We start from the raw sequence: 13455 nt of genomic DNA, 5'->3' as shown, positions 1-13455 counted from the left end.
CCCTAGGGGCGCCTAGGGGTTGGGGGTCCGGGCCGGGGCTGCCTAGCGTGCCAGGGACGGCCGACAGCGCCGCACCGGCGCCGAGCCCGGACCCGCTCCGATGCCGGCGCGTCCCGTTCCCTCCCGTGCGAAGAGGTCCTGATGACTGCACCTGCCGAACCGGCCGACCAGGCCGCGCTGCCGGAGTTCCCCATGCGGCGGGCCTGTCCCTTCAGCCCGCCGGCGGCCTACGCCCCGCTGCGCGAGACCGAGCCGGTCTCCCGGGCGCGGCTGAAGGTCAACGGCAAGCCCGCCTGGCTGGTGACCCGGCACGACCTGTACAAGAAGCTGCTGGGCGACGCGCGGGTCAGCGCGAACCTGAAGCTGCCGGGGTATCCCCTCCAGGTGCCGGTGCCGGAGGAGACGCTCCAGTCGGTGCCGCTGACCTTCCTGTCCATGGACCCGCCGGACCACACGGTCCAGCGCCGCATGCTGGCACCGGAGTTCAGCGTCCGCCGGATGCGCGAGCTGCGCGGCCGGGTGCAGCAGATCGTGGACCAGCAGATCGACCAGATGCTCGCCAAGGGCGCCGACGGTCCGGTCGACCTGGTCACCGCGCTCGCGCTGCCGGTGCCCTCGCTGGTGATCTGCGAACTGCTCGGCGTGCCCTACGAGGACCACGGCCGGTTCGAGGAGTGGGCGTGGGCCATCATGAACCACGACATCAGCGAGGAGGACCGGGGCCGCGCCCACTACGAACTCGACCGGTACGTGGACGGGCTGGTCACCGCCAAGGAGAGCGAGCCGGGCGACGACATGATCAGCCGGCTGATCGAGTTCAACCGGTCGGCCCCGGCGGTGGAGCACTCCGACATCGTCAGCATGTCCAAGCTGATGCTGGTCACCGGGCACGAGACCACCGCCAACATGATCGCGCTGGGTGTGCTGGCCCTGCTGGAGCACCCCGAGCAGCTGGCCGCCGTCCGCGAGGAGCCGGAGCTGATGCCGAAGGCGGTGGAGGAGCTGCTGCGCTTCTTCTCCATCTCCGACGCGGGCACCGCGCGGGTCGCGCTGGAGGACGTCGAACTGGGCGGGGTGACCATCCGGGCCGGCGAGGGCATCCTGCCGCTGAACAACGCGGCCAACCACGACGAGCGGGTCTTCCCCGACCCCGACCGCCTCGACGTGCGGCGCGAGGCCCGCAGCCACCTGGCGTTCGGCTACGGCGTCCACCAGTGCATCGGCCAGAACCTGGCACGGCTGGAGCTGGACGTCGTCTACACGACGCTCCTGCGGCGCGTCCCGACGCTGCGCCTGGCCACCCCGGTGGAGAAGCTGCGGTTCAAGGACGACGCCATCGTCTACGGCCTGTACGAGCTGCCCGTCACCTGGTGACGGCGGACGCTCCGCACCCCTCCCGTCCCGGCACCGACACCGACACCGGCACCGTCGGGCCCCTGCGAAAGGCAGCCATGACCCAGTCCGCCGACACCGTACCCGAGGCCGGGGCGCCGCTCCCGCGGTTCCCGATGCGGCGCACCTGTCCGTTCAGCGAGCCGCGCGAGTACGCCGGGATGCGCGCGGACGACCCCGTCACGCGCGCGTCCCTGAAGGTGAACGGCAAGCCGGCCTGGCTGGTGACCCGGCACGAGCACGTCCGGCAGGTGCTGGGCGACAGCCGGGTGAGCTCCAACCTGAAACTGCCGGGCTACCCGCACCAGTTCCACATCCCCGAGGAGCTGCTGGCGCAGGTCCGGCTGATGATGCTGAACATGGACCCGCCGGAGCACTCCGCGCAACGGCGCATGCTCATCCCGGAGTTCACCGCGCGGCGGGTGCGGGAACTGCGTCCGCGCATCCAGCAGATCGTGGACGAGCACGTGGACGCGATGCTGGCGGCGGGCGGCCCGGTGGACCTGGTCACCGCCCTCGCGCTGCCGGTGCCCTCGCTGGTGATCTGCGAACTGCTCGGCGTGCCCTACGAGGACCACGCCCGGTTCGAGGAGTGGTCGGCGGCGATGATGAACCACGACCTGAGCCCGGAGGAGTACGGGGCCGCCGTGCAGGCCCTGGACACGTACCTCGACAAGCTCGTCACCCTCAAGGAGGACGAGCCGGGCGACGACCTCATCAGCCGCTTCCTGGAGAAGAACGGCACCGAGCGGGTCGCCGACCACGCCGACGTGGTGACGATGGCCCGGCTGATGCTGGTCGGCGGCCATGAGACGACGGCCAACATGATCGCCCTCGGTGTGCTGGCCCTGCTGCGGCACCCGGACCAGGCGGCCGAGCTGCGCGCCGACCCGGCCCTCCTTCCCAACGCCGTCGAGGAGTTGCTGCGCGTCTTCTCCATCTCCGACTCCGGCACCGCCCGGGTGGCGGTGGCGGACATCGAGGTCGGCGGCGTCACCATCCGCGCCGGTGAGGGCATCCTCGCCCTGAACAACGCCGCCAACCACGACGAGTCCGTCTTCCCGGACCCCGGCACCCTGGACATCCACCGCGCGGAGGCCCGCGGCCACCTGGCGTTCGGCTACGGCATCCACCAGTGCATCGGCGCCAACCTGGCCCGGGTGGAGCTGGAGGCCGTCTACGGCACGCTGCTGCGCCGCGTCCCCGGCCTGCGGCTGGCCGCCGACCCGGCCGAGCTGCGCTTCAAGGACGACGCCATGGTCTACGGCGTCTACGAACTCCCCGTCACCTGGTGACGGCCGACCGAACGGAGTCCCCCGTCATGCGCGTCACCACCGAACCCGACCGGTGCGTGGGCTCCGGCCAGTGCGCGATGCTCAGCCCCGAGGTGTTCGACCAGGACGACGACGGCCTGGTCACGGTCGTGCGGGAGGAGCCGGCCGAGGGCCTGCGCGCGCAGGTCCTCCAGGCCGCCGACCTGTGCCCGTCCCGTGCCATCCGCGTCCACGGCTGAGCCTCCGGGCGCGGTGCGGACGACCCCGTGGTGAACCGGGTCGCCGGCGGCGCCCCGGCAAGCCGGTGGCCGGGCCGGCCCCACGCCGGTCCGGCCGCCCTCCTCATCTGCGGCCGTCACCCGTGGCGCCGGGGCCGGCGGGGCGTGGGCCCGCCAGGGACTCGGCCTGTTCCAGGAAGCGGGGCAGCCACTGCTCGTAGCTGACGCCCGCGAGGAACGCCACCGCCGCCTCCGCGTCCTTGCCGACCACCGTGTGCAGCGGGGTGCGGGGGTCGTCGGCGGCGGCGACGACCGCCGCTGCCGCCTCGGCGCTGTCGGCGGCACCCTCGGCCACCCGGGCGAGGAACCCGGCGAGCCAGGCGTGGTCCGCGGCGTACGGTCCGGTCCCGGCCGGCTGCCCGGCGGTGGCGCCGGCCCGGGACTCGCGCCGGATGGCGGTGGCGAAGCTGCCCGGCTCCAGGCACACCACGCGGACGCCGAACGGCTGGACCTCCGCGTACAGCGCCTCGCTGAGCGCGCCCAGGGCCGCCTTGCTCGCGGCGTAGAACCCGCCGTGCGGCACGGCGTACGTCCGCCCCGCGAGGGAGGAGACGTTGACGATGACCCCGCCGCCCCGGGCGCGCATGCCCGGCAGCACGGCGCGGGCCATGCGCAGCGGGCCCCAGAGGTTGGTCTCCATCAGGGTGCGCGCCCGGTCGAGCGGCATGGTCTCGACGGGGCCGGTGTGGTCGACGCCGGCGTTGTTGACCAGGACGTCGACCGGTCCGTGGGCCTCGGTCACCGCGGTGACGGCGGCGTGGACGGAGGCGTCGTCGGTGACGTCGAGCCGGGGGACGTCGAGGGTGAGGCCCTCGGCGCGGGCGCGGGCGCGCAGTTCCCCCGCTCCGGCGGGGTCGCGTACGCAGGCGTGCACCCGGTCCCCGCGCCGCGCGAAGGCCAGTGCCGTCTCCAGGCCGATGCCGCTGCTGCAACCGGTGACGAGGACCGACCTCATGACCGCACCGCCTTCCGCGCCAGCAGGTCGAGCACCTGCCGTCGGTGGGTCGTCAGGTAGAAGTGACCGCCCTCGAACACGTGGAACTCGAACGGCGCGTCGGTGTGCCGGGACCAGGCGCGTGCCTCGTCCACGGTGACCTTGGGGTCGTCGTCGCCGACCAGGCCGACGACGGGGCAGCGCAGGTTCGGTCCCGGCTCGTAGACGTAGGTCTCCGCGGCGCGGTAGTCGGCGCGGATCGCGGGCAGGGCCATCCGGATCAGTTCGATGTCGTCCAGGATCGCCGCGTCGGTGCCGCTCAACTCCCGCATCTCCGCGATGAGTCCGTCGTCGTCGCGCAGGTGCACCCGCTCGTCGCGCGGGCAGGAGGGGGCGCGGCGGGCGGAGGCGAACAGGGCGTGCGGGACGACGCCGTGGTCGCGTTCGAGCCGGCGGGCGACCTCGAAGCCGAGGGTGGCGCCCATGCTGTGCCCGAAGAGGAGCAGGGGCCGGTCGGTCCAGGGCAGCAGGGCGGCGGTGACGTGGTCGGCCAGTTCCCGGATGGTCGCGGCGCAGGGCTCGGCGCGGCGGTCCTGGCGGCCCGGGTACTGCACGGCGAGCACGTCCACGGAGGCCGGCATGCTCGCCGAGACCGGGTGGTAGAAGGTCGCGGACCCGCCCGCGTGCGGCAGGCAGACCAGCCTGGCCGTCGCGTCCGGACGGGGATGGTAGCGGCGGATCCAGAGGCGGTCGTGCTCGGCGAGCGTGGGCATGGGGCGGGCGTTCCCTTCCTGGGGGTGGCTGCGCCGCGCCGGGCGCGGGCGGGCCCGAGCAGTCTTGCCCGCGCCACGGCCGGACCACCACCCCTATGTGCCCCAACCGGGCCGTGCCGTTCAGGCGTTGAGGTAGGCGAGGACCGCGAGCACCCGGCGGTTGCTGTCGCCGGACGGAGGCAGCATCAGCTTGGTGAAGATGTTGGAGATGTGCTTGGCGGCGGCGCCCTCGGTGACGGTGAGCCGCTGGGCGATCGCGGTGTTGGAGCAGCCCTCGGCCATCAGCTCCAGCACCTCCCGTTCCCGCGCGGTGAGCGCGGCCAGCGGTTCGTCCCGGGAGTGACTGGTCATCAGCTGGGCGACCACGGCCGGGTCCATGGCCGTGCCGCCGGCCGCGACCCGGCGGACGGCGTCGATGAACTGCTCGTCGTCCAGGACGCTGTCCTTGAGGAGGTAGCCGATGCCGCCGGTGCCGTCGGCCAGCAGCTCGCGGGCGTACATCTGCTCGACGTGCTGGGAGAGGACGAGGATGGGCAGGCCGGGCCGCTCCCGGCGGGCGCGCAGGGCGGCCTGGAGGCCCTCGGTGGTGAAGGTGGGCGGCAGCCGTACGTCGACGATGGCCACGTCGGGCCGGTGCTCGGCGATCGCCGCGGCGAGGTCCGTGCCGTTGTCGACGGCCGCGGCCACCTCGACGTCGTACGCCTCCAGCAGTTGGATGATCCCCTGCCTCAGGAGGAAGAGGTCTTCGGCGAGGACAACGCGCACGGCAGCTCCAGCTTCATCACGGTCGGACCGCCCGGAGGACTGTCGATCTCCAGGACCCCGTCAAAGGATGCCAGCCGTCGCCGGATGCCCTCCAGACCGCTCCCGGCCGACACGTCCGCGCCACCTCGGCCGTCGTCGGTGACGCGGGCGTGCAGGATGTCGTCCGCACGCCAGGCGACGACCTCCACGTGCCGCGCGTCGGCGTGCTTGAGGGCGTTGGCGAGCAGTTCCGACACGGCGAAGTACACGGCGGACTCGACCGGGTCGGGCAGCCGGCCGGGCAGGTCCGCCACCACGGTGACGTCGAGCGGGCTGGCCAGGCCGAGGGCGCGCAGGGCGTCGGCGAGGCCCCGTTCCGCGAGGACCGGCGGGTGGATGCCGTGCACCAGGGCGCGCAGTTCGCGCAGGGCCTGCACGGACGAGGTGCGGGCGGCCCGCAGCATCCGGCGGGCCTCCTCCGGGTCCTGCCCCATCTTCCGGTCGACGGCGCCGAGTTGGAGCCCCAGGCTGACCAGCCGGGCCTGGGCGCCGTCGTGCAGGTCGCGTTCGATGCGGCGCAGTTCGGCGGCCTGGATGTCCAGGGCGCCGGAGCGGGTCTCGGAGAGCTGCCGTACCCGCAGGGCGAGCTGGGACCTGCGGGTCGGGCCGAGCAGGAAGCGGACGAAGTAGGCGTGCCCCTTGAGCACCGGCGGGGCGAGGAGGAGCCAGCCGGTGAGCACGACGAGGGCGAGCAGGGCCGCGGCGAGCGCGGCCGGCCAGCTGTCGACGGTGAGAGACGCGTACCAGCGGCCCTGCCCGTCGTCGGCGAGGGGCCGCCACAGTCCGCAGGCCAGGAACAGCCCTTCCCCCGCGTAGTAGAGCAGCGCGGCCGGTACGAAACCGACCAGGCCGGCCACGCAGTTGAGCAGCAGCCACAGCAGGTCCCGCCAGGTCGCGGGGTCGGCGAGGATCCACTTGCAGCGGCGCATCCAGCCGACGATGTCCTTCTCGATCTCCTCCGGCTCGGGCCGGTAGGGCCGCTCCACCGGGACCCCGGACCACGTGGCCGCCCGCCGGTTGAGGTCGCACAGCCAGCGCACGGCGCGGGTGCAGTACGGCAACGCCAGGAAGCCGATGCCGATCACGGCGATGACGACGAAGTAGGCGGTGGTGACGAAGAGGACGACCGAGAGCAGGGCTCCGGTGGCGACGGCCACGCCGACCAGGGTGTCCAGGGTGGCGCGGCCGAGCCGGCCGCGCCATGTGACCGGCACAGTCTTCATGTCCTCATGCTCCCATTCCCGGCCGCCGGCCGGGGAGGGGCCGCCCCCGCCCGGGGGAAGCGGGGACGGCCCGGTCAGGAGGTGGCTCACGCGGCCTTCACCGTGTCCACGGCGGGGCTGCGCATACCGCGCCAGGAGGGCAGCAGGGTGGCGCCGAACACCAGCAGCAGGGACCCGCCGACGATGGCGAGGTAGATGCCGATGGATCCGGAGGGCAGATAGGAACCGCTCTTGACGAGGCTGTAGGGGACGATGGTCGTCGCGGAGGCGATCGTGCCGAGGACGCCCGCGACGACACCGATCAGCACGCCTTCGACGGTCAGCATGCCGATCACCTGGGCGCGGGTGGCGCCGGTGAGCCGCTGGAGGCCGAACTCCGCGCTGCGTTTGCGGGTGACGGACACCAGGGTGTTGACGACGGTGATCGCGGCGTACCCGACGATCATGGCGACGATGGTGTAGTTGGCGGACACCAGGATCTGCTGGATCTGGTTGTTCCGGCCGGCCAGGGAGGAGCTGTCGTCCAGTTCGGTGCCGGGCAGCCGGGCGGCCAGCGCGGCGAGCCGGGCGTGGACTCCGGCGCGCTCGCCGGGGGCCGCGCGGACCAGGATCTGGTGCGGCAGGCGGTCGTCGGTGTGCGGGGCGAGGGTGGCCGCGGGCAGCGTCAGGTACTGCTGTTTGGGGTTGTCGGTGTAGAGGGCCACCACGGTGGGGCGTACGGCGGTGCCGTCGCCGAGGTGCATCGGCAGCCGGTCGCCGACCTCGACCCCGTAGGCGCGGGCCTTCTTCTCGGACAGGGCCACCGTGTCGCCGCGCAGCGCGGTGAGGGAACCGGCGACGACCGGCAGGTCCAGGCTCTGCCGTACACCGTCGGCCGAGACACCGCGCAGGTCGACGTCGGCCGGGCCGTCCGGGCGGTCCACGAAGCCGCGGCCGGTGACGAACTCGGTGGCCGCGGCCACCCCGGGCACGGCGCGCGCCTCGTCGACGGCACCGGGCGCGAATCCGCCGGTCGTGGAGTCCAGGACGTAGTCGGCGAGGATGTTCCTGTCGTAGGAGGTCCGGGAGACGTGGTCCTCGGTGGACTGCATGTACAGGGTGCCCGTGGCGATGCCGATGAGCAGGACGATCGGGGCGACGGCGCCCGCCATGCGGACGTTGGCGGTGGTGGCGTTGCGCAGCGCGAGCCGGCCGGAGAGCCCGGACAGGGCGCGGACCAGAGGTTTCAGCAGGACCACCATGGCCTTGGTGATGCCGGGCGCGAGCAGGGCCAGGCCGATGCAGAACAGCACGGAGGCGGGGCCGGCGGTGCTGGCGAGGGTGGGTCCGTCCTCCATCACGGTGGCGGTGGCGACGGCCAGGCCGATGCCGTTGACCAGGAAGAACACGGCGAACACCAGCCGGGGCACGCTGAACCAGCGGGTGCCGGCGGCTGTTTCGGCCAGGGCGGCGACCGGTTCGGTGCGGGCGGCCCGGCGGCCGGCGAAGCGGGTGGCGCCGGCCGCGGCGAGCACGGTGACGGCCGCCCCGACGGCCATGGGCATCCAGCCGGCGTGGTAGACGATGGCCGACGACACCACGCCGCTGCCGGTCAGCACGCCGAACAGCAGCCGTCCGATGGCGTAGCCGGGCAGCAGGGCGAGGAGCACGGAGCCGGCCGACAGGACGGCCGTCTCGGTGAGGATCATGCGGCGCAGTTGCCGCGGGGTGGAGCCGACGGCGCGCAGCAGGGCCATCTCGCGGACGCGCTGCTGGAGCGAGAGCCCGAGGGTGGAGGCGACGCCGAACATGACGATCAGGACGACCGAGGAGCCGAAGACCGCCGCGAGGATGACGACGGTGCGCCGGCTGGAGAGGGTGCCGGGCAGCTCGGCCAGGCCCCGCCGTTCGCCGGTGAGCACCTCGGCGCGGTCGCCGACCGCCGAGCGCACCGCGTCCGCGACGACGGTGACGCTCGTGCCGGGCTCGGGGAGCACGGCGATGGAGTCGATCCGGCCGCCCGCGAGGGCGCGTGCCTCCTCGTCCGTGAAGAACACGGCCGCGTCGGGGTTGTGGTCGCCGCGCTGCTCGGCGACGCCGGTGACCCGGAACGGCCGGGCGGTGCCGCCGACGACGATGTCGACCGTGGAGCCGGGGCGGGCGCCGGCGCGCCGGGCGAGGCCCGAGTCGAGGACGACCTCGCCGCCGGCGACGGGGGTTTTACCGGCGGCGAGGGTATAGGGGGTGAGCCGGGCGCCGGCCCAGCCGTGGCCGTACGAGGCGGACTTGCCGGTCAGCGGCTTGCCGTGGGCGAGGACGGTGGCCGGGAAGGACACGTCGGGGACGGCCGTGCGGACGCCGTCGGTCCCGGCCACCGTGCCGAGGAGACTTGAGTCGATGCGGTGCCGCTCCGTCAGCGCGGCGGAGTCGTAGGTCTGTTCGCCGGTGACGACGACGGGTGCGCCGCCGAGGCGTTGCGGGTCGGCGGCCATCCGGACGCCCGTCTCCATCAGGCCGCCGCAGCCGATGACGATCGCGGCGCCGAGGAACATGGCGAGGAAGGTCGCGACGAAGCTCGTCCTGCGGAACTTCAGGGTGCGCAGTGCCAGGCGCCACATCAGTACCGGCCCCCCGAGTGCTGCGGCGTGCTCTGCCGGTGGGTCTCGTCCTCCCAGGCGCCGAGCCTGGTCATCCGGGCGGCGACCGCGTCGGCCGTCGGCCGGGGCAGTTCGCCGGCGAAGGCGCCGTCGGCGAGGAAGACGACGCGGTCGGCGTAGGAGGCGGCGACCGGGTCGTGGGTGACCATCACCAGCGTCTGGCGGGCGGTGTCGACGGATTCGCGCAGCAGGGCGAGCACGGAGGCGGCGGTGCGGGTGTCCAGGGCGCCGGTGGGCTCGTCGGCGAAGACCACGGCGGGGCGGGTGACCAGGGCGCGGGCGATGGCGACGCGCTGCTGCTGGCCGCCGGAGAGCTGGGACGGCAGGTGGCCGAGCCGCTCGGCCAGGCCCACGCGCTGCACCACGGTGCGGATCAGGCCCTTGTCGGGCCGCTGTCCGGCCAGTTGCAGGGGCAGCGTGATGTTCTCCATGACCGTCAGCGCGGGCAGCAGGTTGAACGACTGGAAGATGAAGCCGATCCGGTCGCGGCGCAGCTTGGTCAGCCGGGTGTCGTCGAGGCCGGCGAGGTCGGTGCCGCCGACGGTGACCGTGCCCGAGGTGGGCTGGACCAGTCCCGCCGCGCAGTGCAGGAAGGTGCTCTTGCCCGAGCCGGACGGGCCCATCACGGCGGTGAACGTGCCGTCGGCGAAGCTCACGGTGAGCCCGCGGAGCGCGGCCACCCGGCTGTCTCCTCGGCCGTAGGTCTTCGACACGGCGTCCAGCCGTACCGCCTCCGTACGACGGAGGTCCTGTGAAGTGTGCACTCGGGGCTCCCCTAAGCGATGTCGCGGCTCTCACGCGATGTCTGTGAACCAGATTAGGAACGCCGGACCCGCGGCACATTGGCATTGTCGGGCCGGTTCGAGGTAGAGGTTTCTCTACCTCGGTGCAACAGGTTTCCGTGGGTGGTCCGGGTACTTTCCGCAGCGGTGTCCCCACCTTGTCCGCATATCTGGCTGCCCTTCGAAAGGGCCGGTTGCCACCCGTGTCTTGTGGCGTTCCTGCGGGTACCGTCGAAGCCGACCGAAGAATCGACGAACGATGGGAAGTTTTCATGGCCAGGAGGCCTGACCACGAGCTGACCGCGCAAGTCCGGCCCGACGGTTATCTGGAGCTGTGCTCCCGGCGCACCGGGAAGCGGCACCGGTGCGGCCCACGCGGCACGACGATGTGGCTGGCGCTCCAGCGCAGCGACTGGCAGCCGGAATTGGCCGCGGATGAAATCGCTCTGCATTTAGGTGTCGACCCGGACAGTATCCGATGTGATATCCAGGCGTGGTTGGCGCATTTCCGCGAGGCCGGCGAGTAAGGAAAAGGCGGCGCGGGCGGCCTTTTCGGCCGCCCGCGCCGTGTCACCTCCGGCCCGTTTTCGTGCCACTCGGACCGGTTCCCTGTCAGCTCCGGGCCGCTTTCGCGTCACCCCGGGCCCGTGCCGCGTTTCACGGAGTGCCGGCGCGGTCGATCGCCGTCAGCCACTCCTCGACCGCCCCGGCGGTGGTCTCCGCGTGGTCCTCCAGCAGTGTGAAGTGCGTGCCGGGCACGTCGGCCGGCCGGTGTTCCGCCGGCCAGACCGCCCGCCAGTCGGCGGTGCCGGCGCCGGTGGCGAAGGACTCCGTGGGCCGCACGAACAGCACCGGCGCGGTCAGGACGCCCGGCGGGCAGTGCTGGATGAGGTCGCTGTAGCGGCTCATCGCGGCGAGGCGGGCGGTGCCGAAGCCGCCGAGGGACGACTCCCGGTCCAGCATGCCGTCGAACATCTGCCGCCACAGCTCGTCCTTGCCCTCGTCGCCGGGCAGATAGGTGTCCAGCAGGACGACCCCCGCGGCCGGCCTTCCCGCCTTCTCCATGATCTCGGCCGCCGCGTGGGCGAACTGGCCGCCGGAGGAGTAGCCGAGGAGCACGTACGGCCGTTCGTCCGGGCAGGCCCGGCGGACGCCCTCGACGACCACCTCCACCACCGCCTCCACGGAGCGCGGCAGCGCCTCGCCGGGGCCGAAGCCGGGCACCGCGGGCACCAGGACGTCCCGGCGGCCGTGGAAGTGCCGGGCGAACCGGGCGTACTGGTGTGCGCCGCCGAGCGCCATCGGTGAGGGCAGGCAGACCAGTCGTGGCCCGGCGTCGCCGCCGGCCAGCCGTACCGGGTCGGGGACGGTGTCCAGTTCGGCCGGGGAGGAGAAGCCGGGCAGGATGTCGGCGACGGTGCGGAGCAGGTCGACGGCGCGGTCCATCCGGCCGTCGGCCGCCGCGCGCCGTACCAGCCCGCCGACCGATTCGAGGTCGCCGGTGCCGGCCGGTGCCGGGCCGCCGCCGTCGGTCAGGTGTCCGCGCAGGGCGGCGGCGAGGGCGGCCGGGGTGCGGTGGTCGAAGACGGCGCCGGGCGGCAGTGTGGTGCCCAGGGCGGTGCCGAGGGCGCCGCGGAGTTCGGCGGCGGAGACGGAGTCCAGGCCGATCTCCAGGAAGACCGCGTCGGGTTCGACGGCCTCCGGTCCCGGGTGGCCGAGGACGGCGGCGGTGCGGGCCCGGATCAGCTCGGTCAGCAGCGCCTCCTGCTCGGCCGGCGGGGCACCGGCGAGCCGTCGGCCGAGCGCTTCGGTGTCGGCGGGAGCGGCCGGTTCGGGCCCGGTGAGCGGGCCGGCGGTGAGGGCCACGTCCGCGTTCAGCCAGTACCGCTCGTGCCGGAAGGCGTAGCCGGGCAGGTCGGCGCGGGCCGTGCCGGGGTGGAGTGCGGTCCAGTCGGGGGCGAGGCCGTCGGTGTAGAGGCGGGCCAGGCCGGCCGTGAGGGTGGCGGGTTCGTCGCCGTGGCGCCGGCCGAGCGCGACGAAGAGGGCGTCGTCGGTGTGCGGGCACTCGCGGGCGAGGCCGGTCAGGACGGCGTCCGGGCCGAGTTCCACGAAGCGGCCGGCGCCCGAGGCGGTGAGGGCGGCGACGGCGTCGGCGAACCGGACGGTCTCCCGGACGTGCCGCACCCAGTGGCCGGGGTCGCCCAGTTGTTCCGCCGTGGCGGGGCGGCCGGTGAGGGCGGACACCAGCGGCAGGCGCGGCGGGTGGAAGGCCAGCCTCCCGGTCACGGCCCGGAACTCCTCGAGCATGCCGTCCATCAGGGGCGAGTGGAAGGCGTGCGAGACGGTGAGCCGCTTGGTCTTCGCGAAGCCGGCGGCGACCGCGAGCACCGCCTCCTCCTCGCCGGAGAGCACCACGGAGGACGGGCCGTTGACCGCGGCGAGCCCGACGCGGTCGTCCAGCAGCGGCCGTACCTCGTCCTCGGTGGCCTGGACGGCGACCATCGCGCCCCCTTCCGGCAGCGCCTGCATGAGCCGGCCGCGGGCGGCGACCAGGGTGCAGGCGTCGTCCAGGTCGAGGACGCCCGCCACGTGGGCGGCGGCGATCTCGCCGACGGAGTGCCCGGCCAGGACGTCGGGCCGCACCCCGAAGGACTCCAGCAGCCGGAACATGGCCACTTCGTAGGCGAACAGGGCCGTCTGGGCGTACTGGGTGCGGTGGACCGTCTCGGTGTCGTCGCCCGCCAGCACCCCGGCCAGGTCCAGGCCGAGGCGGGCGTCGACGGCGTCGAAGGCGTCGGCGAACACCGGGTAGTGGGCGCGCAGCCCGAGGCCCATCCCGGGGCGCTGGGCGCCCTGGCCGGTGAACAGGAACGCGGTCCGGGTCCCGGTCCGTGCCCGGCCGGTGACGGCCGTGGACGCGGGTGTTTCGGTGGCGAGGGCGCGCAGGGCGGCGAGCAGTTGGTCCCGGTCGGTGCCGGTGACGGCGGCGCGGTGGTCGAAGGCGGTGCGCCGGGTGCCGAGGGCGCGGGCGACGGCCGCCGGGTGCGCGCCGGGCCGGTCCGCCAGGAACGCGTGCAACCGCTCGGCCTGTGCGGGGAGGGCCGCCGCGGAGCGGGCGGACAGGGGCCAGACGACCGCCGGGGCGTCGGGTTCGGTGCCGGTCGTGGGTTCCTCGGCCGGTGGCTGTTCGAGGATGACATGGGCGTTGGTGCCGCTGATGCCGAACGAGGAGACACCCGCCCGGCGCGGCCGGTCCACCACCGGCCACTCCCGCGCCTCCGTCAGCAGCCGCACCCGCCCCGACTCCCAGTCCACCTTCGACGACGGCCGGTCCACGTGCAGCGTCCTCGGCAACACCC

10 protein-coding genes are annotated in these 13455 nt (G+C 73.8%); 3 read left to right on the top strand and 7 right to left on the bottom strand.

Going from position 1 to position 13455, the window contains the following annotated elements:
- Positions 1-141: 141 nt before the first annotated feature.
- From IF37_RS0128385 to IF37_RS0128375, 3 genes are all read left to right on the top strand, one after another.
- The gene (locus IF37_RS0128385) at positions 142-1374 is read left to right on the top strand and encodes a cytochrome P450 (RefSeq protein WP_030748547.1); all 1233 of its coding nucleotides are present in this window, start codon (positions 142-144) and stop codon (positions 1372-1374) included.
- Positions 1375-1451: 77 nt separating this feature from the next.
- Positions 1452-2687 (top strand): cytochrome P450, encoded by a 1236-nt coding sequence (locus IF37_RS0128380; protein ID WP_030748544.1) that lies wholly within the window; start codon positions 1452-1454, stop codon positions 2685-2687.
- 26 nt (positions 2688-2713) lie between these two features.
- Positions 2714-2905: a ferredoxin gene (locus tag IF37_RS0128375; RefSeq protein ID WP_030748542.1), complete on the top strand. Its 192-nt coding sequence runs from the start codon at positions 2714-2716 to the stop codon at positions 2903-2905.
- A 103-nt stretch (positions 2906-3008) separates the two neighbouring features.
- Here IF37_RS0128375 and IF37_RS0128370 read toward each other — a convergent pair whose 3' ends face one another.
- The 7 genes from IF37_RS0128370 to IF37_RS0128335 all read right to left on the bottom strand — a co-directional run.
- Positions 3009-3899 carry an SDR family oxidoreductase gene (locus IF37_RS0128370; protein WP_030748539.1) on the bottom strand — a complete coding sequence of 297 codons (891 nt, stop codon included), beginning with the start codon at positions 3897-3899 and terminating at the stop codon, positions 3009-3011.
- Complete coding sequence (locus IF37_RS0128365; RefSeq protein ID WP_030748536.1) at positions 3896-4651, bottom strand: thioesterase II family protein; 756 nt, start codon at positions 4649-4651, stop codon at positions 3896-3898. The genes IF37_RS0128370 and IF37_RS0128365 overlap by 4 nt, the downstream gene beginning before the upstream one ends.
- 120 nt (positions 4652-4771) lie before the next feature.
- Positions 4772-5416, bottom strand: coding sequence for a response regulator transcription factor (locus IF37_RS0128360; RefSeq protein WP_030748533.1), 645 nt, complete (start codon positions 5414-5416; stop codon positions 4772-4774).
- Positions 5380-6678, bottom strand: coding sequence for a sensor histidine kinase (locus IF37_RS0128355; RefSeq protein ID WP_030748530.1), 1299 nt, complete (start codon positions 6676-6678; stop codon positions 5380-5382). The genes IF37_RS0128360 and IF37_RS0128355 overlap by 37 nt, the downstream gene beginning before the upstream one ends.
- An 86-nt stretch (positions 6679-6764) precedes the next feature.
- Entirely contained in the window at positions 6765-9275 is a 2511-nt protein-coding gene (locus IF37_RS46445; protein ID WP_030748527.1) for an FtsX-like permease family protein, read from the bottom strand.
- Positions 9275-10078, bottom strand: coding sequence for an ABC transporter ATP-binding protein (locus tag IF37_RS0128345; protein ID WP_030748524.1), 804 nt, complete (start codon positions 10076-10078; stop codon positions 9275-9277). Before IF37_RS0128345 ends, IF37_RS46445 begins: the two co-directional genes overlap by 1 nt.
- Before the next feature lie 675 nt (positions 10079-10753).
- Positions 10754-13455 (bottom strand): acyltransferase domain-containing protein (locus IF37_RS0128335; RefSeq protein ID WP_037857208.1); only part of this gene is annotated, 2702 nt, incomplete at its 5' end.

It is taken from the genome of Streptomyces sp. NRRL S-31, assembly GCF_000718775.1.
Classification (GTDB): Bacteria; Actinomycetota; Actinomycetes; order Streptomycetales; family Streptomycetaceae; genus Streptomyces.
The sequence above is the reverse complement of the archived record's forward strand: the minus strand, read 5'-3'. Positions and strand labels throughout refer to the sequence as shown.

Bases quoted from the DNA above. Each gene is read 5' to 3' on its own strand.
- IF37_RS0128385 (WP_030748547.1), top strand. From the start codon at position 142: ATGACTGCACCTGCCGAACCGGCCGACCAGGCCGCGCTGCCGGAGTTC.
- IF37_RS0128370 (WP_030748539.1), bottom strand. From the start codon at position 3,899: ATGAGGTCGGTCCTCGTCACCGGTTGCAGCAGCGGCATCGGCCTGGAG.
- IF37_RS0128365 (WP_030748536.1), bottom strand. From the start codon at position 4,651: ATGCCCACGCTCGCCGAGCACGACCGCCTCTGGATCCGCCGCTACCAT.
- IF37_RS0128355 (WP_030748530.1), bottom strand. From the start codon at position 6,678: ATGAAGACTGTGCCGGTCACATGGCGCGGCCGGCTCGGCCGCGCCACC.
- IF37_RS0128380 (WP_030748544.1), top strand. From the start codon at position 1,452: ATGACCCAGTCCGCCGACACCGTACCCGAGGCCGGGGCGCCGCTCCCG.
- IF37_RS0128375 (WP_030748542.1), top strand. From the start codon at position 2,714: ATGCGCGTCACCACCGAACCCGACCGGTGCGTGGGCTCCGGCCAGTGC.
- IF37_RS46445 (WP_030748527.1), bottom strand. From the start codon at position 9,275: ATGTGGCGCCTGGCACTGCGCACCCTGAAGTTCCGCAGGACGAGCTTC.